General features: G+C 49.0%; 13 protein-coding genes and 3 tRNA genes. 4 read left to right on the top strand and 12 right to left on the bottom strand.

Features of this window, described 5'->3' with window-relative positions; all coding sequences use genetic code 11:
- Positions 1-350: 350 nt before the first annotated feature.
- The 3 genes from fusA to rpsL all read right to left on the bottom strand — a co-directional run bounded on the left by fusA (position 351) and on the right by rpsL (position 3445).
- On the bottom strand, positions 351-2438 hold the full coding sequence (gene fusA, locus EKM94_RS07950; protein WP_125600106.1) for an elongation factor G: 2088 nt from the start codon (positions 2436-2438) through the stop codon (positions 351-353).
- 80 nt (positions 2439-2518) lie between these two features.
- Positions 2519-2989: a 30S ribosomal protein S7 gene (gene rpsG / locus EKM94_RS07945; protein WP_125600103.1), complete on the bottom strand. Its 471-nt coding sequence runs from the start codon at positions 2987-2989 to the stop codon at positions 2519-2521.
- A gap of 42 nt (positions 2990-3031) precedes the next feature.
- On the bottom strand, positions 3032-3445 hold the full coding sequence (rpsL, locus tag EKM94_RS07940; protein WP_125600101.1) for a 30S ribosomal protein S12: 414 nt from the start codon (positions 3443-3445) through the stop codon (positions 3032-3034).
- A gap of 372 nt (positions 3446-3817) precedes the next feature.
- On the opposite strand from rpsL, the gene EKM94_RS07935 reads away from it, so the two are divergent.
- The 4 genes from EKM94_RS07935 to EKM94_RS07920 all read left to right on the top strand — a co-directional run bounded on the left by EKM94_RS07935 (position 3818) and on the right by EKM94_RS07920 (position 6527).
- The gene (locus EKM94_RS07935; RefSeq protein WP_225422188.1) at positions 3818-4567 is read left to right on the top strand and encodes a prepilin peptidase; all 750 of its coding nucleotides are present in this window, start codon (positions 3818-3820) and stop codon (positions 4565-4567) included.
- Positions 4568-4713: 146 nt separating this feature from the next.
- Positions 4714-5178: a helix-turn-helix domain-containing protein gene (locus EKM94_RS07930; protein WP_125600095.1), complete on the top strand. Its 465-nt coding sequence runs from the start codon at positions 4714-4716 to the stop codon at positions 5176-5178.
- On the top strand, positions 5171-5896 hold the full coding sequence (locus EKM94_RS07925; RefSeq protein ID WP_125600091.1) for an ABC transporter ATP-binding protein: 726 nt from the start codon (positions 5171-5173) through the stop codon (positions 5894-5896). The genes EKM94_RS07930 and EKM94_RS07925 overlap by 8 nt, the downstream gene beginning before the upstream one ends.
- Complete coding sequence (locus EKM94_RS07920; RefSeq protein ID WP_125600089.1) at positions 5886-6527, top strand: ABC-2 transporter permease; 642 nt, start codon at positions 5886-5888, stop codon at positions 6525-6527. Before EKM94_RS07925 ends, EKM94_RS07920 begins: the two co-directional genes overlap by 11 nt.
- Positions 6528-6688: 161 nt before the next feature.
- Here the strand turns inward: EKM94_RS07920 and rpoC are convergent, their stop codons facing one another.
- From rpoC to EKM94_RS07875, 9 genes are all read right to left on the bottom strand, one after another.
- On the bottom strand, positions 6689-10345 hold the full coding sequence (rpoC, locus tag EKM94_RS07915; RefSeq protein WP_125600086.1) for a DNA-directed RNA polymerase subunit beta': 3657 nt from the start codon (positions 10343-10345) through the stop codon (positions 6689-6691).
- A gap of 36 nt (positions 10346-10381) precedes the next feature.
- Complete coding sequence (gene rpoB / locus EKM94_RS07910) at positions 10382-13978, bottom strand: DNA-directed RNA polymerase subunit beta (protein ID WP_125600083.1); 3597 nt, start codon at positions 13976-13978, stop codon at positions 10382-10384.
- 354 nt (positions 13979-14332) lie between these two features.
- Positions 14333-15580, bottom strand: a complete 1248-nt coding sequence (locus EKM94_RS07905; RefSeq protein WP_125600080.1) for a peptidase U32 family protein — start codon at positions 15578-15580, stop codon at positions 14333-14335.
- Complete coding sequence (locus tag EKM94_RS07900; RefSeq protein WP_125600078.1) at positions 15580-16503, bottom strand: peptidase U32 family protein; 924 nt, start codon at positions 16501-16503, stop codon at positions 15580-15582. The genes EKM94_RS07905 and EKM94_RS07900 overlap by 1 nt, the downstream gene beginning before the upstream one ends.
- 119 nt (positions 16504-16622) lie before the next feature.
- The gene (locus tag EKM94_RS07895) at positions 16623-19154 is read right to left on the bottom strand and encodes an ATP-dependent Clp protease ATP-binding subunit (protein ID WP_125600075.1); all 2532 of its coding nucleotides are present in this window, start codon (positions 19152-19154) and stop codon (positions 16623-16625) included.
- Positions 19155-19183: 29 nt separating this feature from the next.
- Positions 19184-19648 carry a CtsR family transcriptional regulator gene (locus tag EKM94_RS07890; protein ID WP_125600072.1) on the bottom strand — a complete coding sequence of 155 codons (465 nt, stop codon included), beginning with the start codon at positions 19646-19648 and terminating at the stop codon, positions 19184-19186.
- Positions 19649-19794: 146 nt separating this feature from the next.
- Positions 19795-19868, bottom strand: a tRNA-Pro gene (locus tag EKM94_RS07885).
- Between the two features lie 61 nt (positions 19869-19929).
- Positions 19930-20001: transfer RNA gene (locus EKM94_RS07880), tRNA-Gly, on the bottom strand.
- A gap of 20 nt (positions 20002-20021) precedes the next feature.
- Positions 20022-20095: transfer RNA gene (locus tag EKM94_RS07875), tRNA-Pro, on the bottom strand.
- Between the last annotated feature and the right edge of the window lie 74 nt (positions 20096-20169).

The raw sequence follows: 20169 nt of genomic DNA, 5'->3' as shown, positions 1-20169 counted from the left end.
TTACTGGAAAAGCCTTGCGATTTCAAGGTTTTTCTCTAAATTATTCAAGTTTTTTTGCAGCGATCAGCAGGAAGCGGCTTCATCGATTTCCAATCGGTTGCTGACCCAGTAAAAAAATTTTGTCATCCGGAAAAGGGCTAGAACTCCTGGTGCGCAATCATCTTTCAACGCCAAAAATTCTAGACCTAAATTGTTTCTTCCATATAAATATCATTGGCAATCGAAATCAGGACTTAATTGCGACCAAGATCGTTGTTACCAATCCAATAATGCGCGAACAAACAAAAAACACTCACGCCCGAAAAAGCGTGAGTGTTTCGTATGCAATCAAGCAAGCGCGGGACAACTAATTAGTTGCCACCATTTTTCTTGATGATTTCTTCTTGGATCGATTTCGGTACCGCTTCGTAATGATCAAAGACCATTGTGAAGGTACCACGACCCTGAGTTGCTGAACGCAAGGTAGTCGCATAACCAAACATTTCTGCCAATGGAACAGAGGCATTAACGACTTGGGCGTTACCACGCGCTTCCATGCCATCGACACGACCACGACGTGCAGTGATCTGGCCCATAACATCGCCTAAGTAATCCTCAGGCGCCACAACTTCAACCTTCATGATCGGTTCAAGGATCACGGCGCCGGCTGTCTTAGAAGCCGCCCGCAATGACATTGAAGCCGCAACCTTGAAGGCCGCTTCAGATGAATCGACTTCGTGATAAGAACCATCATAGAGCTTAGCCTTAACGTCGATCAATGGATAACCAGCTAAGACGCCATTAGCCATTGATTCTTTCAAGCCTTGTTCTACTGAAGGAATGTATTCACGAGGAACGACCCCACCAACGATGGCGTTTTCGAACTCGAAGCCTTTACCCTCTTCATTCGGAGTAAATTCGATCCAAACGTCACCATATTGACCTTTACCACCAGACTGACGAACAAACTTACCTTGAGCAGAGGTTTGTTTCGTGAAGGTCTCACGGTAGGCAACTTGTGGTTCGCCGACTTTAGCTTCAACCTTGAATTCACGACGCATCCGGTCAACAATGATGTCCAAATGCAATTCGCCCATCCCAGAGATCAGCGTTTCGCCAGTTTCAGGGTTGGTTTCCGCACGGAAGGTTGGATCTTCTTCAGCAAGTTTTTGCAAAGCAAGATCCATCTTGTCCCGGTCTTCTTTAGAGTTTGGTTCAATCGAAACCTGAATAACTGGTTCAGGAATTTCCATTGATTCCAAAATCAAAGGCCGCTTGAGGTCAGTCAAAGAATCACCAGTGGTGGTGTTCTTCAAACCGATCGCCGCGCCAATATCACCAGAGAAGACTTCAGGGATTTCTTGACGGTGGTTCGCGTGCATTTGCAGCAAACGACCAACACGTTCACGCGTGTCTTTCGTTGCGTTCAAGATGTATGAACCTGCAATCAAGGTCCCGGTGTAAACCCGGAAGAAAGTCAAACGACCAACGAATGGGTCAGTTGCGATCTTGAAGGCCAAACCAGCGAACGGTGCGTCATCATCAGCCAATAAGTCAATCTCTTCGCCAGTAGCGGGATCAACTGATTTATAAGGCCGAACTTCCAAAGGTGATGGTAAGTAGTCAACGACTGCATCCATCAACATTTGGACGCCTTTGTTCTTGAAAGCAGAACCAGCTAAAACAGGGTAGAATTTCAAGCTGATCGTTGCTTCGCGAATAGCATGACGCAATTCGTCGCTAGTGATTTCTTCACCGTCGAGATATTTCTCCATGATGTCGTCATCAACGTCAGCAACGGCTTCGATCAATTCGTTCCGCCGTTTCTCAGCTTCAGCTTTGTATTCGTCAGGTACGGCAACCGTATCCCACTTCGTACCCAAAGCATCTTCGTCATATAAGTCAGCGACCATGTCGATCAAGTCGATCACGCCTTCGAACTGGTCTTCGGCGCCGATCGGCATTTGAACAGCGTGGGCATTTGCTTGTAGACGGTCATGTAAAGTCGAAACAGAATAGTCAAAGTCTGCGCCGATCTTGTCCATCTTGTTAACGAAAACTAAACGTGGAACGCCATAAGTGGTTGCTTGCCGCCAAACGTTTTCAGTTTGTGGTTCAACCCCAGATTGAGCATCCAAAACCGTGATGGCACCATCAAGTACCCGCAATGAACGTTCAACTTCGATAGTGAAGTCCACGTGTCCTGGAGTATCGATGATGTTGATTCGATAGTCTTTCCATTGCGCGGTTGTCGCAGCGGAAGTAATCGTGATCCCACGCTCTTGTTCCTGTGCCATCCAGTCCATTTGTGAAGCCCCTTCATGGGTTTCGCCAATTTTGTGGATTTTACCTGTGTAGTACAGGATCCGTTCAGTGGTCGTTGTTTTACCGGCATCGATATGAGCCATGATCCCGATATTACGTGTTTTTTCCAAAGGGAATTCACGTTTATTAGCCATTCAAAGTTTCTCCTCTCAAAAAGTAATCTAGATAAAATTGAGCCGCTCGTGCGATTTGCCGGAGCTGCTCAATCAGAATCTTACCAACGATAGTGAGCGAAAGCACGGTTAGCGTCTGCCATCTTATGGGTATCTTCGCGTTTCTTAACGGAAGCACCAGTGTTGTTAGCAGCGTCCATGATCTCGTTAGCTAAACGTTCGTCCATGGTATGTTCGTTACGCAAACGGGCATAACTAACGATCCAACGTAAGCCTAAAGTCGTCCGACGTTCTGGACGAACTTCGATTGGCACCTGATAGTTAGAACCACCGATACGGCGAGCTTTAACTTCAAGAACTGGCATAACGTTCTTCATGGCTTCTTCGAATACTTCAAGTGGATCTTTGCTTGTCTTTTCTTTGATGATGTCAAAAGCATCATATAAAATCGTTGATGCGGTACCACGTTTGCCGTCAAGCATCAAATGGTTGATCAAGCGGGAAACGAGTTTTGAATTATAGATTGGGTCTGGCAAGACGTCGCGTTTTGCCACATTACCTTTTCTTGGCATTGAGTAAACCTCCTAGTAATGGTTATTGGTCAGATTAAAATGCTATTTCTTAGGGCGCTTAGCACCGTACTTAGAGCGGCTTTGTTTCCGGTCAGTTACACCCGCAGTATCTAAAGCACCACGAACGATGTGATAACGAACACCAGGAAGGTCTTTTACACGACCGCCACGGATCAAGACGACACTATGCTCTTGCAAGTTATGACCGATACCAGGAATATAGGCGGTAACTTCGATCAAGTTAGATAAACGAACACGGGCATACTTCCGCAAAGCGGAGTTAGGTTTCTTAGGAGTCATTGTCCCTACACGAGTAGCTACACCACGTTTTTGAGGTGCAGGATTTGAAGTTAATGACTTTTTCTTACTGTTGTAACCAAAGTTCAAAGCAGGTGAATCTGACATTGAAACTTTTGATTTACGGCCTTTACGTACCAATTGATTAATAGTTGGCATCAAGGATCCTCCTCAGTTTTATTTCAAATTTAAGTACACACATCCAGGCGGTTCATTTTTTTGTAAAAAATAAAGGCCTGAACATTTGATAGCTTCGAATAGAGCAGCACGGACACCGAAGTATCGAACAATATCCAGAAAGCACCTTTAATACATTATCACGAAGCGCCAGCGCTGTCAAACCAATTCGGTACTTTTTCGACGATTATTCAGCGCTGGCCCCCAATTATTCACTAAAATCAGGCAGTTCGCGACTTCCACCCAAATTTCCAGAAAGGATCGCCGCAAAATAAACGAAATTCCGGATCTTTGGCGTATCTTATTTTAACACAGATAGCGGACACGGTGAAATCATGGAGGCGGATTTATTTGGTGATTATTTGGCTTGGAAATACAATACGATTGATTTTGATTTTCTTTCTGGGGGCTAGTTTGGGCTCCTTCGGTCAATTAGTTGTTGAGCGGGGACCGGCAGCCGACGTGGTCTTCACCCCTTCACACTGCGCGACTTGTTTATGGCCGCTGACCTGGGCCGACTTGATCCCGATCATCAGTTACGGGCAACACCACGGTCGCTGTCGCCACTGTCAGCAACCGATCCCCCTAGCTTCAACCTTGCGCGAATGGCTAGGTGGACTGAGCGCATGTTGGCTGTTCACCAATGCCGGAGATTATCAACTGGCTGACTTCATCGCCTTGGCCGGCTTATTTATCTGTGCGTTAGCCGATTGGACCAATCATTATGTTTATCAACGCACCTTGCTTATTTGTGGTGGCGCCCTCCTATTGGCCCCCTTCCCCGCCGGCCAACCGCACTGGCTCGCCGCCTTGGCCTTGACAGGAGGATTTGCCCTAATTGCCCGACTGACGCAGGGCTTAGGCAGCGCTGATGTCTTTTGGCTCGGGCTGATCTTCTTCTATCGCGGGAGTGTCTTTGGCCTGGGCGCGCTCTTCATCGCCAATCTGCTGATTTTGACCTACTATCCTTGGCGCGAGCAAACCTCAGATCGACAGATTCCCTTTCTGCCTTATTTGTTCGTGGCCACCTTGATCACCCCGCAACTCTTTGCGCTAAGCCAACGCTGGGTGCTGCTATGGCAGGGCTTCTGGCCACTTCGTTAAATTGATTTCGGGTCAAACCACCCTGCAAGATCCGGTCATATCCGCAAAACAATATCCGGGGCAACCAGTCGTTGCGAAATCAGTTACCTTAAAATGCTGTCCTCGCGAAACTTGCTGAGTATAATCGAGTTATTGGAGGAATCAAAATGACAGCAAATCAATTTATCGCAGCGAACATTCGGAGCCTACGTCAACGCAAACAATGGTCGCAAGAGTTTGTCGCCGAGCGGCTCAACGTCTCCCGCCAAGCTTTCGCAAAGTGGGAAAGCGGCGCCAGTTTGCCAGACATCAATCGTTGCTTAGCACTAGCGAATCTATTTGGCGTCGATCTCAATGCCCTAGTGACCTACGATGAAGAGAACACCGGTGTTCCGATTGGACCGCCGGGAAAACATATTTTCGGTGTGGTCACGTTGGATGATCAACATCAAGTTACATTGCCAGCGACGGCTTGCACCACCTTAGGCCTGACACCTGGAACGCAGTTGATGCTCTTAGGCGATTCTAATCCAGGTACCGCCGGACTGGCCTTGGTCGCCGTGGACCAATTTCTGGCACAAACCGGACCAGCTTTTCACCACTTGTTCCCAGCGGGTGACGACAATGTCTAGCCTGACCGTGACCAACCTGGTCAAGAAATATCCCACTTTTCAACTTAACGTGACTCGATTGCGCCTTGATCCAGGTAAAATCTATGGTCTGATCGGTCCCAACGGCGCTGGCAAATCGACTTTGATCAAATCGCTCTTAGGAATTTGCCCGATTGATCAGGGGCAGATTCGCTTCTTTGAGCGACCATTCAGTGATCACCAGCGAGAAAGCCTACTGCAAATTGGTGTGGTACTAGGCACGACCGATTATTATCGGGAGAAGCGCCTTGTCAGTCTAACCAAGATCACACGGCAGTTCTTTCCTAACTGGGACCAAGATTGCTATCTGACCTTGTGCCGGCAGTTCAATTTAAATGAACAGCAACGAGTCAAAGAACTTTCAACAGGAATGAAAGTTAAATATCAGTTGGCGCTAGCGCTGGCTCACCAGGCACAATTGTTGATTCTCGACGAGCCAACCAGCGGTCTAGATGTGGTTGCCCGACGTCAGTTGCAAACAATTTTGCGCCAGCTAGCCGATTCCGGGATCAGTATCTTGCTGGCGACCCACTTGTCCGATGACTTGGAGCGCTGCGCCGATGAATTGATTGTTTTGCGTCAGGGTCAGATCATCGCTACAGACACACTGGCGCACTTCAGCGCCGTCCACAGCTCTACAACAACCCAAACTTTAGACGACATGATTGTCGCCCTCGAGGTGCCCGACAATGCGCATTGACCTATTGAAAAAAGAATGGTGCCTGGCCGCCCACCCGAACCTATTTGTGTTCACTTGCATGGGTCCCTTAGCGTTGGTCCCCGCTTATCCGCTGGTCATGATCTGGCTCTTTTCCTGCCTAGGTATCTTCATTTCCTTTACCTACAACCGCGAAACCAACGATCTTTACTATACGGCACTCCTACCGATTCCGCGGCAAGCGCTGGTCACAAGTAAATTTCTCGTCACGATCACCGCACAGCTGGCAAGCCTGCTACTGACGCTACCATTCGCCCAATTACGACAGGCTTTGCCCCTGGCCGGAAATCCCGTCGGCTTGAGCGCCAATGTCACTTTGTTTACCGTGGGTTTCCTAATATTTGGCGTTTTTAATTTCACCTTTCTGCCCGCCTACTTTCGACAACCAGCCAAGGTCGGTCAAGCCTTTCTCAAATGTTTGCCAGGGCTCCTGCTCGTAGCTGGCGGCGCCGAGGCCTTACCTCATTTTCCTGGTTATCACTGGCTCACGACTTTCGGTGCCGAACAGACCAAGCAGCTTCCCGGATTGCTATTGGCCCTCCTCGGCTATCTGGTGGCAACCGGCCTAGCGGCGCGCCATGCGCACCGTAATTTCGCTCATGTGGACCTCTAAAAACCGCGATCTAACAGGAAAAATGTTTTAAATTCCCCTGTCAAACAATGATCGGGGATTTTTTTGTACAGAAAAAAGCCCCAACGACGACTGTCGCTGGAGCTTTGATCGGTGATCTGAGACCTTGTCATCCTTGGTTCAATGCAGAATGACGGTTTACTTTATTTCTTTGGTGCCGCTTCGGCATCCTTGTCTTCCATTTCCTTCTCAATATCAGAAATCGAATAGATGCTCTTAGAGGAAGCGCCAACCTTCTCCGGTTCCATGTGACGATACTTCGCCATCCCGGTACCAGCAGGCACGATCTTCCCGATAATCACATTCTCTTTCAAGCCGATTAGAGGATCATTCTTACCGCGAATCGACGCGTCGGTTAAGACCCGTGTTGTTTCTTGGAAGGATGCCGCCGACAAGAAGCTGTTGGTTTCCAAGGAAGCCTTGGTGATTCCTAACAGTACCGGACGACCAGTGGCCGGAATGCCACCTTTGACCAAAGTTGCTTGGTTTTGTTCGGTGAAATCAGCAATGTCAAGCAAGGTCCCTGGCAAGATCTCGGTATCACCAGGATCAAGCACTCGAAGCTTCCGTAACATTTGCCGAACCATGACCTCGACGTGCTTATCACTGATTTCAACACCCTGCATCCGATAAGTCTTTTGGACTTCAGACAGCAGGTAGTTCTCAGTGGAAATCACATCACGGACACGGATCAACTGCTTCGGATCGATGGAACCACCCGTTAACTTCGCGCCGCGTTCGATGTGATCGCCTTCAGCAACGGCCACACTAGACGCGTAAGGAACACTATAGGTCCGCGTATCGGTTTTACCTTCAACGGTGATCTCGCGGGTATGTTCGGCCGGGTTCTCATCGATGGCAGTGATTTCACCCGTAACTTCAGTGATCACCGAAAGCCCCTTCGGATTCCGCGCTTCGAAAATTTCTTGGACACGTGGCAACCCTTGGGTAATATCTTCACCGCCGGCAACACCGCCGGAGTGGAAATTCCGCATGGTCAACTGGGTACCAGGTTCGCCGATCGATTGAGCGGCAACGGTTCCGACAGCTTCGCCGACTTCGACTTCGCCGCCAGTCGCTAAGTTGTAGCCATAGCACTTCTTGCAGACACCATGTTTGGTATCGCAGGTAAAGACGGAGCGGATCGTCGCTTCTTCAACACCAGCGTCAACAATTTGATGCGCAGTGTCTTCATTGACCAAATCGCCGCGTTTAGCAATCAGCTCCCCGGTTTCTGGGTTGATCACTGATTTTTGCAAATAACGACCAACTAAACGATCAAACAAGGATTCAATCAATTCATTGCCTTCGCGGATCGCTTTGATCAAAATCCCGCGGTCAGTGCCGCAGTCTTCTTCACGAACGATGACATCTTGGGCAACGTCAACCAACCGTCGGGTCAAGTAGCCAGAATCGGCTGTTTTCAAGGCCGTATCGGTCATCCCTTTACGGGCACCGTGGGTTGACATGAACATTTCCATGACGGACAAGCCTTCACGGAAGTTTGATGTTACGGGAACTTCCATCATCCCACCGTTAGGCGCGGCCATCAAGCCCCGCATGCCGGCAAGCTGGGTAAAGTTAGAAATCGAACCCCGGGCGCCAGAATCACTCATCATTGAGATTGGGTTAGATGGGTCAAAGGAATCAGATAATTCTTGTTGGATCTCATCCTTCGCATCATTCCACAAGGTAATGACCCGATCATGACGTTCTTGGTCGGTAATCAAACCTCGACGGAATTGCTTGGAGACGTTGGCAACTTTCTTATGGGCGTCGTCAACAATGCGGTCCTTATCAGGCATGACAGGCACATCAGCCACCCCAACCGTCAAGCCGGAGATCGTGCAGACCGTATAACCCAGTTCCTTCATATCATCCAACAATTCAGAAGTCCGTTGAACTTTATAGACCTTGAAGACTTGCGCGATGATATCAGACAAGAAGCCTTTCTTGAATGGGGTCACCAGTGGCTCTTGTTCCAATTTCGCGTGAATATCTTCCCCTGGTTCCAAATAGAACTTGTCCAAATTGCCATCTACCAAGTTAGCGTTGGAAGGCTCATTCAAATACGGGAAGTTCTCTGGTAAAACTTGGTTGAACAAGGCCTTGCCAGCAGTGGTCAACAAGATGCCATTCTTTTGTGCCGCTGGGAATGGTTTCGTTGGCATAGAAGCAATCGACAACCCGATCCGGGAGTGATAATGAACATCGCCATTTTGCATCGCTGTTTCAACTTCGGCGATGTTGTTGAAAATCATGCCTTCGCCTTCACGACCGCGTTCTTCTAGCGTCAGGTAATAGTTACCCAAAACAACGTCCTGTGAAGGGGTTACGATTGGCTTACCATCTTTTGGCGCCAAAATATGGTGGGCGGCCAGCATCAGCATCCGGGCTTCAGCTTGCGCTTCATCAGATAACGGCACGTGGATCGCCATTTGGTCCCCATCGAAATCGGCATTGTAGGCTTCACAAGCCAGTGGATGCAAACGAATGGATTTACCATCGACCAAGACAGGTTCAAAAGCTTGAATGCCCAGACGGTGTAACGTTGGCGCCCGGTTCAATAGCACGGGACGTTCCTTGATCACATCTTCCAAAACATCCCAAACATCATCATCTTGACGTTCGATCTTGCGTTTGGCGTTTTTGATATTTGAGGCGATGTCGCGCTTAACCAATTCGTGCATGACAAATGGTTTAAACAACTCCAGCGCCATTTGACGTGGGACCCCACATTGATAGAACTTCAAAGTTGGGCCAACATCAATAACAGAACGGCCAGAATAGTCGACCCGTTTACCCAGCAAGTTCTGACGGAACCGGCCTTGCTTCCCTTTCAACATGTGCGAAAGAGACTTCAATGGGCGGTTACCAGGTCCAGCAACAGGACGGCCGCGGCGACCATTGTCGATCAAAGCATCAACGGCTTCCTGCAGCATCCGCTTTTCATTTTGGACAATAATGCTTGGCGCGTTCAAGTCCAGCAAGCGTTTCAACCGGTTGTTACGGTTGATCACCCGACGGTAAAGGTCATTAAGGTCAGAAGTCGCGAAACGACCACCTTCCAATTGAACCATTGGCCGTAAATCTGGTGGAATAACCGGAATCGCATCCATGATCATCCAATCAGGACGGTTACCGGATTGCTTGAAGGCATCCAGAATATCCAAACGGCGAATCGAGCGGGTCCGTTTTTGCCCTTGGGCGGTTTGTAATTCTTCTTTTAAGGACTTGATTTCTTTGTCCAAGTCGACCTTTTGCAACAATTCTTTGATAGCTTCAGCGCCCATTTTGGCAGTGAATTTACCATCGAACTCGTCGAGCCGTTCCCGATATTCTTGCTCAGTCAACAATTGCTTGTATTCCAATGTGGTATCAGCTGGGTCAATCACAACATAAGAAGCAAAGTAAATGATTTCTTCCAAAGCGCGTGGGCTCATGTCCAAAATCAAACCCATCCGGCTAGGAATTCCCTTGTAATACCAAATATGTGAAACGGGTGCGGCCAATTCAATATGACCCATCCGTTCGCGCCGAACCTTAGAACGGGTAACTTCAACACCACAGCGATCACAGACAATGCCCTTATAACGGACACGTTTGTATTTGCCACAGGCACATTCCCAATCTTTAGTTGGTCCGAAAATGCGTTCATCGAACAAGCCATCACGTTCTGGCTTCAAGGTTCGGTAGTTGATCGTTTCTGGCTTTTTGACCTCGCCATAAGACCAGCTCCGAATCTTGTCAGGGGATGCAAGTCCGATTTGCATGCTTTCAAACTTATTTACATCGATCAAAGATTTAGACCTCCCTGTCTATTGTCAATCGACCGCTTACTTAGCCGGCTGATCTTTACCCGTCGTTTCAGCTAAGGCTTTTTGCGCCTCTTCTTCTTGACGTTTCTTCTCTTGTTCGTCGGAGTATTTCTGTAACGCGTCGTTATTGACGATATCATCATCCTCGTCATCCATATCGCGGAGTTCGATTTCCTGATGATCGGCATCCAAGACCTTCATATCAAGCCCTAAAGCCTGTAATTCTTTGACCAAAACGCGGAAGGATTCAGGTACGCCTGGTTTTGGAATTGGTTCGCCTTTGACAATGGCTTCATAGGTCTTGACCCGGCCAACAACGTCATCCGATTTGTAAGTTAAGATTTCTTGTAAGGTATAAGCGGCGCCGTAAGCTTCCAAGGCCCAAACTTCCATTTCCCCGAAACGCTGACCACCAAATTGGGCTTTACCACCTAAAGGTTGTTGCGTCACTAAGGAGTAAGGTCCAATCGAACGAGCATGGATCTTATCGTCAACCATGTGGGCCAGTTTCATGTAGTACATGACCCCAACAGAAACACGATTATGGAAGGCTTCGCCGGTCCGACCGTCGTAAAGAACAGTCTTCCCATCACTGGCCATGCCGGCTTCCTTAACGGTATCCCAAAGATCCTTCTCATTAGCGCCATCGAAAACTGGCGTGGAAACGTGGATTCCCAAGTTACGAGCGGCCATGCCTAAATGTAATTCCAAGACCTGACCAATGTTCATCCGTGAAGGCACGCCCATTGGGTTCAGGAGAATATCAACTGGCGTACCATCAGGCATGAACGGCATATCTTCTTCAGGAACCACGATGGAAACCGTCCCTTTATTACCGTGACGACCGGCCATCTTATCCCCGACTTGGATCTTCCGCTTCTGGGTGATGTAGACCCGCACCATCATATTGACGCCTGGTGCTAACTCATCGCCTGCTTCACGGGTAAAAATCTTCACGTCTTGAATGATGCCACCGCCGCCATGAGGGACACGGAGTGAGGTATCGCGAACTTCGCGAGCCTTCTCACCAAAGATCGCATGGAGCAAACGTTCCTCAGCAGATAGTTCAGTGACCCCTTTTGGCGTGACCTTGCCGACTAAGATATCACCATCATGAACCTCGGCCCCGATCCGCACGATCCCGAATTCATCTAAATCTTTCAGCGCATCTTCACCAACGTTAGGAATTTCCCGCGTCATTTCTTCAGGTCCTAATTTGGTGTCACGAGCTTCTGATTCATATTCTTCGATATGGATCGAGGTGTAAATATCGTCTTTGACCAACCGTTCTGATAACACAATCGCGTCTTCAAAGTTATACATATTCCACGTCATGAAGGCGATCAATGGGTTTTGACCCAAGGCTAACTCGCCCTTTTCCATTGCTGGTCCATCAGCGATGATTTCACCAGCGTCGACCTGATCACCTTTAGCGACGATCGGCCGTTGGTTGTAACTCTTACCACCATTAGAACGGCGGAATTTCATTAATTGATATTTATCTAAGGTGCCATCAGCGCGACGCGTCCGGATTTCTTTAGCGTCAACGAATTCAACGACACCATCATATTTAGCCAGTAAAGCAACCCCGGAGTCATGGGCAGCCACATATTCCATCCCAGTACCAACTAATGGCGCATGAGGATCAACCAATGGCACAGCCTGACGCTGCATGTTCGCACCCATCAAGGCCCGGTTGGAGTCGTCATTTTCCAAGAAAGGAATGCAGGCAGTCGCGACCGCGACAACCTGTTTAGGCGAAACGTCCATGTAATCGACTTTCTCAGGGCTGATTTCGATGTTTTCGTCTTTGTGTCGCGCCAAGACTGTGTCAGCGACGAAACTACCATCATCGTTTAACACAGAGTTCGCCTGCGCGACGATGTAATTATCTTCTTCATCAGCGGTCAAGTAGTCGATCTTATCGGTAACCTTATGATCGGTCCAAGCGACCCGGCGATAAGGGGTTTCAATGAAGCCGTATTTGTTGACGACGGCATAAGACGCCAAACTGTTGATCAAGCCAATGTTTGGTCCTTCAGGGGTTTCAATTGGGCACATCCGGCCATAATGGGTATAGTGAACGTCCCGCACTTCGTAACCAGCGCGATCACGGGTCAAACCACCAGGTCCTAAGGCAGACAAACGCCGCTTATGGGTCAATTCACCTAACGGATTCGTTTGATCCATGAACTGGGACAGCTGGGAAGACCCAAAGAATTCCTTGATGGACGCCACAACAGGACGAATATTGATCAATTGTTGTGGGGTGACTGTGTTGATATCTTGGATCGACATCCGTTCCCGCACAACCCGTTCCATCCGCGCCAAACCAATGCGGAATTGGTTTTGGAGCAATTCACCAACGGAACGGATCCGCCGATTGCCTAAATGGTCGATATCATCAGTGCTTCCTAAGCCTTCGCTCAGGTTCAAGAAGTAATTGATCGAAGCCACGATATCCGCAGGGGTAATGTGCTTGACATCCTCGGCGATATTCGCGTTACCAATCAGATTGACTTCCTTTTCAGGATCATCGGGTGAAACCACCTTGATGACTTGCACAGTCATTGGTTCATTAACAACACCTTCATCAGAAGGTTCGTAAGTGACCGTCTTGAAATCATCACGGGCCAGATAAGGATTCAACTTCTCCATGACTTCGCGATCGACCAATTTACCCTTTTCCGCTAAAATCTCACCGGTATCAGGATCGGCTAAGGTTTCAGCAAGCGTTTGATTGATCAGGCGATGTTTCAAGCCCAGTTTCTTATTGATTTTATAACGACCAACCGGCGCTAAATCGTAGCGCTTAGGGTCGAAGAAGCGCGCGTACAGCAATGACCGCGAACTATCTGCGGTCTTCGGTTCGCCTGGGCGGAGACGTTCGTAAATATCTTTCAAGGCTTCAGCGACACGTGAATCACTGGTATCCTTGTGGACATCCTTTTCCAAGGTTGACATCAAGCTGTCGTTTTCACCTAAGATATCGATGATTTCGGAATCCGAGCCGTAGCCCAATGCCCGAATCAAAATTGACAAGGGAAGCTTCCGGGTCCGGTCGATCCGCACGTAGGAAATATCCTTCGCATCAGATTCGTATTCCAACCAGGCGCCGCGGTTCGGGATGACCGTTGTGCCGTAAAGCGTCCGGCTGTTCTTATCGATTGATGAATTGAAATAAACACCAGGGGAACGAACTAATTGGGAAACAATAACCCGTTCGGCACCGTTGATAATGAAGGTCCCTTGCTCGGTCATCAATGGGAAATCGCCAAAGAAAACATCCTGAGTTTTGATCTCATTGGTTTCATGATTGGTCAACTTCAAAGTAACGTGTAAAGGCGCCGAATAATTGGCGTCATGTTGCCGCGCCTCTTCGACTGAGTATTTTGGTTCTAAAAGTTTATAGCCAACAAATTCAAGCGAAAGGTTACCCGCGAAGTCGTCGATCGGCATAATGTCTTGGAACATGCTGCTGAGCCCTTCGTCTAGGAACCATTGATATGAATTTGTTTGGATCTCGATCAAATTTGGTAAATCGAGCACTTCTTTGATCCGCGCGTAAGAACGCCGCGTCCGGTGCTTACCATATTTCACGATGTGTCCTACCAAACCGTTCACCCCTTCAAAAAAATCAGTAGCTTGCTAATATTTCAGAATCATGACAAATGTTACATTTTGATTAAATCGTTCTTTCGACCAGTTTTTAAGCAAAAAAAAGACAAAAGCAACAGCAAACGCCTTGCCTTTGTACTTATATAATCACTTACCGGACAAAAGATCGGTCGTGATACTGTAATATTGTACGCTACAGCTCTTGTCAGACCTTGTTAGTATACGCTAAATATTTCTATCTGTAAAGGTCTTGACAAATTGTAAGCGTTGTTAATTGTCTTTTTTTGCTCAAATGTGTGAATCTACCAAATTGAGACCCGAAATGTCCCCGAATCCAAGGCCGGCCAGAACCTAGTGGCGCGCCTGGGCCCGGACGAAATCGCCCGGCTGAACCGGTTGAGCGCAAGTAAAGTGCACGACCTGCATCGCATGCGGCGCCCGGTCGATGGCTTGATCGTCCTCATCGAACAGATCGGTTACCGCTTGAGTATGATGACTGAAGTTCGGTCCATAGAATTCGATCTGATCGCCGATCCCAAAATTGTTGCGTTGTTGGACCGTCACTTGCCGTGTCGCCGCGTCGTAGGCCAAGACCTCACCGACGAAGGCGTAATGAGGCAAACGGCGCCGTTGACCAAACAATTGGAACTCCTCATTTGGCGTCCCGTAATAAAAGCCTGTCGACAATTCGCGCTGAGCCACTTTCCACAACTCGTCGACCCAAGCCGGATCCAACTGATAATTAGCCGGATCAGCGCAATATTTCCGAACCGCGGTGGAATAAACATTGGCCACGGTCGAGACATAATGAACGGTCTTCATTCGTCCTTCGATTTTCAGCGAATCCACACCTGCTTCGACCAAATCAGGAATGTGCTCGATCATCGACATATCGACGGCGCTCATGGAGAACTTCTCGGCTTTTCCATCTGGACCGTGCCCAACCAATTCGCGCTTCTGACCTAGGTCAGGGAGATCGAACAAGTCATACTTCCAGCGACAGTTCTGCGCGCAGCCGCCTCGATTGGCGTCCCGCAGACTCAAGTGGTTGGACAGCACACAACGCCCGGAATAGCCAATACACATAGCACCATGGACAAACGCTTCGATTTGGACATCGGTATGTTGACGCATTTCCTTGATTTCGGCGATCCCCACCTCCCGGGCTAAAACCACCCGCTCCAAGCCTTCATTTTGCCAGAAATTCAGGGTCTCATAGTTGGTTGCGGAAGCTTGGGTGGATAAATGAACCTTCAGACCTGGTGCTTCGGTGATCGCCGTTTCGATCAAGGAGGGATCCGAGACGATCACCGCATCAATTCCCGCATCGCGCACTTGCCGATAAAACGAACCGGCTCCGGCTAAATTTTGCTCGTGGGCGACAATGTTGGCAGCCACGTAAACTTTTGCTCCGTGTTGATGGGCGTAATCCGCACCGCTTTTCATTTCCGCGAACGAGAAATTTCCCGCACGGGAGCGCAGACCATAGGCGTCGCCCCCGATATAGACCGCGTCGGCGCCATAGTCGATCGCGACCTTTAATTTCTCGGGGGTCCCGGCTGGCGCTAGTACTTCTGGATGTTTGACTGCAGTTAACATTATTTCACCTCATCTGGATCTAAATCAAAGAAACCATTGTCTAAACCGCGGCCTGCTGGTTGCAACTGCTGAACCGTTTGATCCAGCACTGCCAAGTCCGCGGCGGTCGCTGTTCCCGCCGCCAAAAGTGCGCGCGCTTGGGCAAAAGCCGCGACAACTTGGGGGAAGGTCGCTTCATCGGCGAAGAGACCATCCAGCTTCCAACGCCGCAACCCAAGATCCCATAACTTAGGCAGATCCGGCAGCAGGTCAAGATCGTTATTCGCAAAGATATGCGTCCCATTGCGATCTTCATAAATCGAATAATGGGTCTCATCATGATGGGGCGTCGCAATAAACAACCCCCGTTGCCGATCCGTCCGGTCCAAATGCTCTTGGACAAAATTCGAATAGTTATCCAATAGCGGCCGTCCAGACTGATGAATCACAATGGCGCCATAAACCGTGACCTCCACAGGAATCGTCACCTTTTGGCTTAGGGGCATCATTTCTTGATAAGGAACCTCATGGGCCAACACCGCGGCGTGCGCTCCATGTTTCCCCCAAAAGTTGATTTGCCGCGAACTGGTCACCAAGTCGGCCGCGTCATAAAGGTAGGGCAAGTTCAGTTGCGCCCGCCGCAAAACATTGATTGCCCCGGGATCACCAATACTGACCTCGTCCACACCGATTGCCGCGAGAAAGCGGAAATACTCGTCGATTTTGGCGATGCGATCGTTATGGAAAATAGCGTTAGCCGCCACAGTGACTTTCTTCTGCTCCTGATGAGCTAGGGTCACGATCGCCGCCAATTCCTCTCGCGCGAAACTATGGGGTAAGCGCAACCCGAATTCGTCCTCGCCGAGATATAGGCGGTCGGCGCCGGCCGCAATGACAGCCGCGGCCTGTTGATAACTGGACACGGTAGTTACTAATTCAGACATAATGAACCTCTTTTTCTTTTCGTTCTTTCAAAGGATAGCACAGAACCCAGCAAAAAAGCTAGATTGTTAACAACCTAGCTTGTTGCGACTTACTTATTTGGACCTATCATCTGAAGGAATCAAGGCGTTTTGACAGCTTTTTTGCTTTTGGTCTTTGGCGCCGCTTCTTTGGGCTTCAAGGCTTTCACGTTAACCGTGATTTTTCCTTTACTGGCGCCGACCGTAACTTGACTATTGGTGGTGATTGTTTTGTCCAGCAACATTTCACTGACCCGATCCTCAATGTCCCGTTGGATCGCGCGCCGCAATGGCCGGGCGCCATATTCAGGGTCAAAGCCATCCTGAGCGATCACATCCATGGCTGCCGGCGTCAGTTTCAAGCTGATTTGTTGCTCCGCCAACCGTTGTTGTAGTTTCCGCGAGAGGATCCGAACGATGGTGCGCAATTGCGCCTTATCCAAACTATGGAAAATCACGGTCTCATCGATCCGGTTCAGGAATTCTGGCCGGAAGAATTGCTTCGTCGCCTCCATGATCTTGGCGTTCATCTCCGCATGCTGATCCGTCGCCGAGTAAGCGCCGAACCCAACTGATTTGTCATCACGTAAGGCCGTTGCCCCTAAATTCGAAGTCATGATCAAAATCGTATTGCGGAAATCGACGCGGCGCCCCTTGGCATCAGTCAAATAACCATCATCCAAAACCTGTAACAACAAGTTGAAAACATCCGGATGGGCCTTTTCCACCTCATCAAATAGCACAACCGAGTAAGGTTTGTTGCGAACTTTCTCGGTCAATTGACCGCCTTCGTCATAGCCAACATAGCCTGGCGGTGACCCAATCAAACGGGAGGTGGTGTATTGATCCATGAATTCGGACATATCGATTCGAATCAAATTGTCCTCCGAACCAAACATCGCTTCGGCCAAGGCCTTGGCCAATTCGGTTTTACCGACGCCGGTTGGTCCTAAGAACAAGAATGAACCGATCGGCCGTTGTGGATCTTTTAACCCACTACGGGCCCGGCGAATTGCTTTAGCCACCGAAGTCACGGCCTTGTCCTGACCCACAACCCGGTTATGCAGAATCTGTTCCAGGTTGATCAGCCGTTCGCTCTCTTTCTTCTGCAGTTGGGTCAATGGTACCCCGGTCCACTCAGAAACGACTTCCGCCACGTCTTCTGGCGTGACTTTCACATCGGAGCGAACTGTGCCAGGATTGGCCGCGATCACTTCATCGAGTTTGACTTTCAAGGCCATTTCTTTCTGACGAATATTGGCGGCCTGCTCGAAGTCCTGTTGTTCGATCGCTTGTTCCTTTTGGGCGATGATTTGGTTCAATTCTTGTTGGACCTGATCCAGCGGGCTCAGGTCACTGGCTTCATCCAAGCGGACTTTAGCGGCGGATTCGTCGATCAAATCAATCGCCTTATCGGGCATGAATCGTCCCACAATATAGCGGTCCGCTAGTACAACCGCTTCATGTAAAGCCTCGTCGGTGATCGTCACACCATGATGAGCTTCGTAACGCGGACGTAACCCCTTCAAAATTGATTCAGTTTCGGCCGGCGTCGGTTCATCGATTTGCACGGTGGCAAACCGACGTTCCAGGGCGGAATCCTTTTCAATATACTTCTGATATTCATCCAAGGTCGTCGCGCCGATCAACTGCAATTCACCCCGAGCCAGGGCCGGTTTCAAAATATTGGAAGCGTCGATCGCGCCTTCTGCCCCACCTGCGCCAACAAGCGTGTGCAGTTCATCAATAAACAGGATGACTTGGCCATCTTGATAGATCTCGTCGATCACCTTTTTTAGGCGATCTTCGAACTCACCACGATACTTGGTGCCAGCAACCAGGGACCCCATATCCAGCATCATCAGCCGCTTTTGCCGCATATCAGCCGGGACATTGCCCGCAACGATGCGCTGCGCTAGTCCTTCGGCGATCGCTGTTTTACCAACGCCAGGTTCGCCGACCAGGACCGGATTGTTCTTTGTGCGCCGGCTCAAAATCTGAATCACCCGCTTAACTTCCCGATCACGACCGACAACGGGATCCATTTTCGCTTCCGTGGCCGCAGCCGTTAAATCCCGCGCTAAAGAATTCAAAGTCGGGGTCAACGTCTTCGCTTGCGTTGCTGCCGGTCGCGCTGAAGCACGGCCGCCAGCGATCTGCCCTTTTTTGAAATTAGCGTCAGATAAGCCCATTTTTTTCAATAGGATCTGCTTCGTCTTGGTTAGACTGAGCCCCAAATTCGTCAAGATCCGCGCGGCCAAAATATCGTCCTCACGTAATAATCCTAACAAAATATGTTCGGTGCCAATCTTGATGGCGCCTAGACGCTTGGCCTCGTCCCCAGCATAAGCCAAAATCTGCTTGGACTTCGGCGAATAAGGCAAATAGCCATCCGCCTGATCCGAACCTTCTGCGGAGGACGAGCCATAACCAGTAAACCGCTCGATCTCCTCCTTGACGTAATCCGGGGTGATCGTCAATTGCCGCAGCGTCTTACCGGCGATTCCCTCCGTTTCCATCGTTAATGCTAACAATAAATGCTCTGTCCCCACCGCGTGATGATGAAAATACCGCGCCTGTTCTTGGGCAATGACCAGCACTTTACTGGCACTTTCTGTAAATAGATTATCCAAGATAACGCCTGCCTTTCTTTAAACCAAATTCAGCGATAACGTAAGCCATCCAATAATGCGCTCAAGAGATTAGCGCGCACTGTTTCCGCGGCCGTCTGATCCTTGATCCGCAATGCCTCATCTGTCAGCATCGTGGCAATCAAGCGTGCCTCGCGTTCACTGATCAATTCCGATTCAATCAACTGCTGCAAAACCATTAACGTCCGCGGCAAGGTGATTTGCGCCCCGATTGCCGCAATTAAGCGATTCAAGTAATGGTCCTGATCGCAAAATTGCATCTTTTCAATGCGAATGTATCCGCCGCCGCCCCGTTTGCTTTCCACCAAATAGCCTTGTTGCGTGGTGAAACGAGTCTTAATGACATAATTGATCTGTGAAGGAACACAATTGAACTGCGCCGCTACTTCGGAACGATTGATTTCTATCTGTTGTTCCGCAGCCAGAATTTGTTTCAAATACGCTTCAATTATATCTGAAATATTTTGTCCTGCCATCGATCGATTCCTTTTCTATCAAGTCTCATCTGATTTTGACCATCATTGACCTTCATTATAAAAGAAATTAACCGATCTGCCAACTACCAAGTTCCTAACTGATACCAAAAAACGTTGAAAGTTTAATCACTTTCAACGTTTTTCAATCGGGAAAACAAGATTTGAACTTGCGACCCCTACGTCCCGAACGTAGTGCTCTACCAAGCTGAGCTATTTCCCGTCAATCAGCTCTACTGAATCCTTAGAACAAAAAAGCCTAAAAGCTATCTTTCAGACTCAGAAGCGGAAGACGGGATTCGAACCCGCGACCCCCACCATGGCAAGGTGATGTTCTACCACTGAACTACTTCCGCATTTTATTATTTTACTACCATCGGGAAGACAGGATTCGAACCTGCGACCCCCTGGTCCCAAACCAGGTGCTCTACCAAGCTGAGCTACTTCCCGAACTATGCACCCAGTAGGAGTCGAACCTACAACCTTCTGATTCGTAGTCAGACACTCTATCCAGTTGCGCTATG

Source organism: Lapidilactobacillus achengensis (genome assembly GCF_003946655.1).
In the GTDB taxonomy this organism is placed as follows: domain Bacteria; phylum Bacillota; class Bacilli; order Lactobacillales; family Lactobacillaceae; genus Lapidilactobacillus; species Lapidilactobacillus achengensis.
This window is presented reverse-complemented; position numbering and strand designations above follow the sequence as displayed.

Excerpts from the sequence above, each read along its gene's own strand:
- EKM94_RS07930 (WP_125600095.1), top strand. The coding sequence starts at position 4,714 with ATGACAGCAAATCAATTTATCGCAGCGAACATTCGGAGCCTACGTCAA.
- rpsL (WP_125600101.1), bottom strand. The coding sequence starts at position 3,445 with ATGCCAACTATTAATCAATTGGTACGTAAAGGCCGTAAATCAAAAGTT.
- EKM94_RS07920 (WP_125600089.1), top strand. The coding sequence starts at position 5,886 with ATGCGCATTGACCTATTGAAAAAAGAATGGTGCCTGGCCGCCCACCCG.
- EKM94_RS07900 (WP_125600078.1), bottom strand. The coding sequence starts at position 16,503 with ATGTCTGAATTAGTAACTACCGTGTCCAGTTATCAACAGGCCGCGGCT.
- EKM94_RS07925 (WP_125600091.1), top strand. The coding sequence starts at position 5,171 with ATGTCTAGCCTGACCGTGACCAACCTGGTCAAGAAATATCCCACTTTT.
- rpsG (WP_125600103.1), bottom strand. The coding sequence starts at position 2,989 with ATGCCAAGAAAAGGTAATGTGGCAAAACGCGACGTCTTGCCAGACCCA.
- fusA (WP_125600106.1), bottom strand. The coding sequence starts at position 2,438 with ATGGCTAATAAACGTGAATTCCCTTTGGAAAAAACACGTAATATCGGG.
- EKM94_RS07890 (WP_125600072.1), bottom strand. The coding sequence starts at position 19,648 with ATGGCAGGACAAAATATTTCAGATATAATTGAAGCGTATTTGAAACAA.
- EKM94_RS07905 (WP_125600080.1), bottom strand. The coding sequence starts at position 15,580 with ATGTTAACTGCAGTCAAACATCCAGAAGTACTAGCGCCAGCCGGGACC.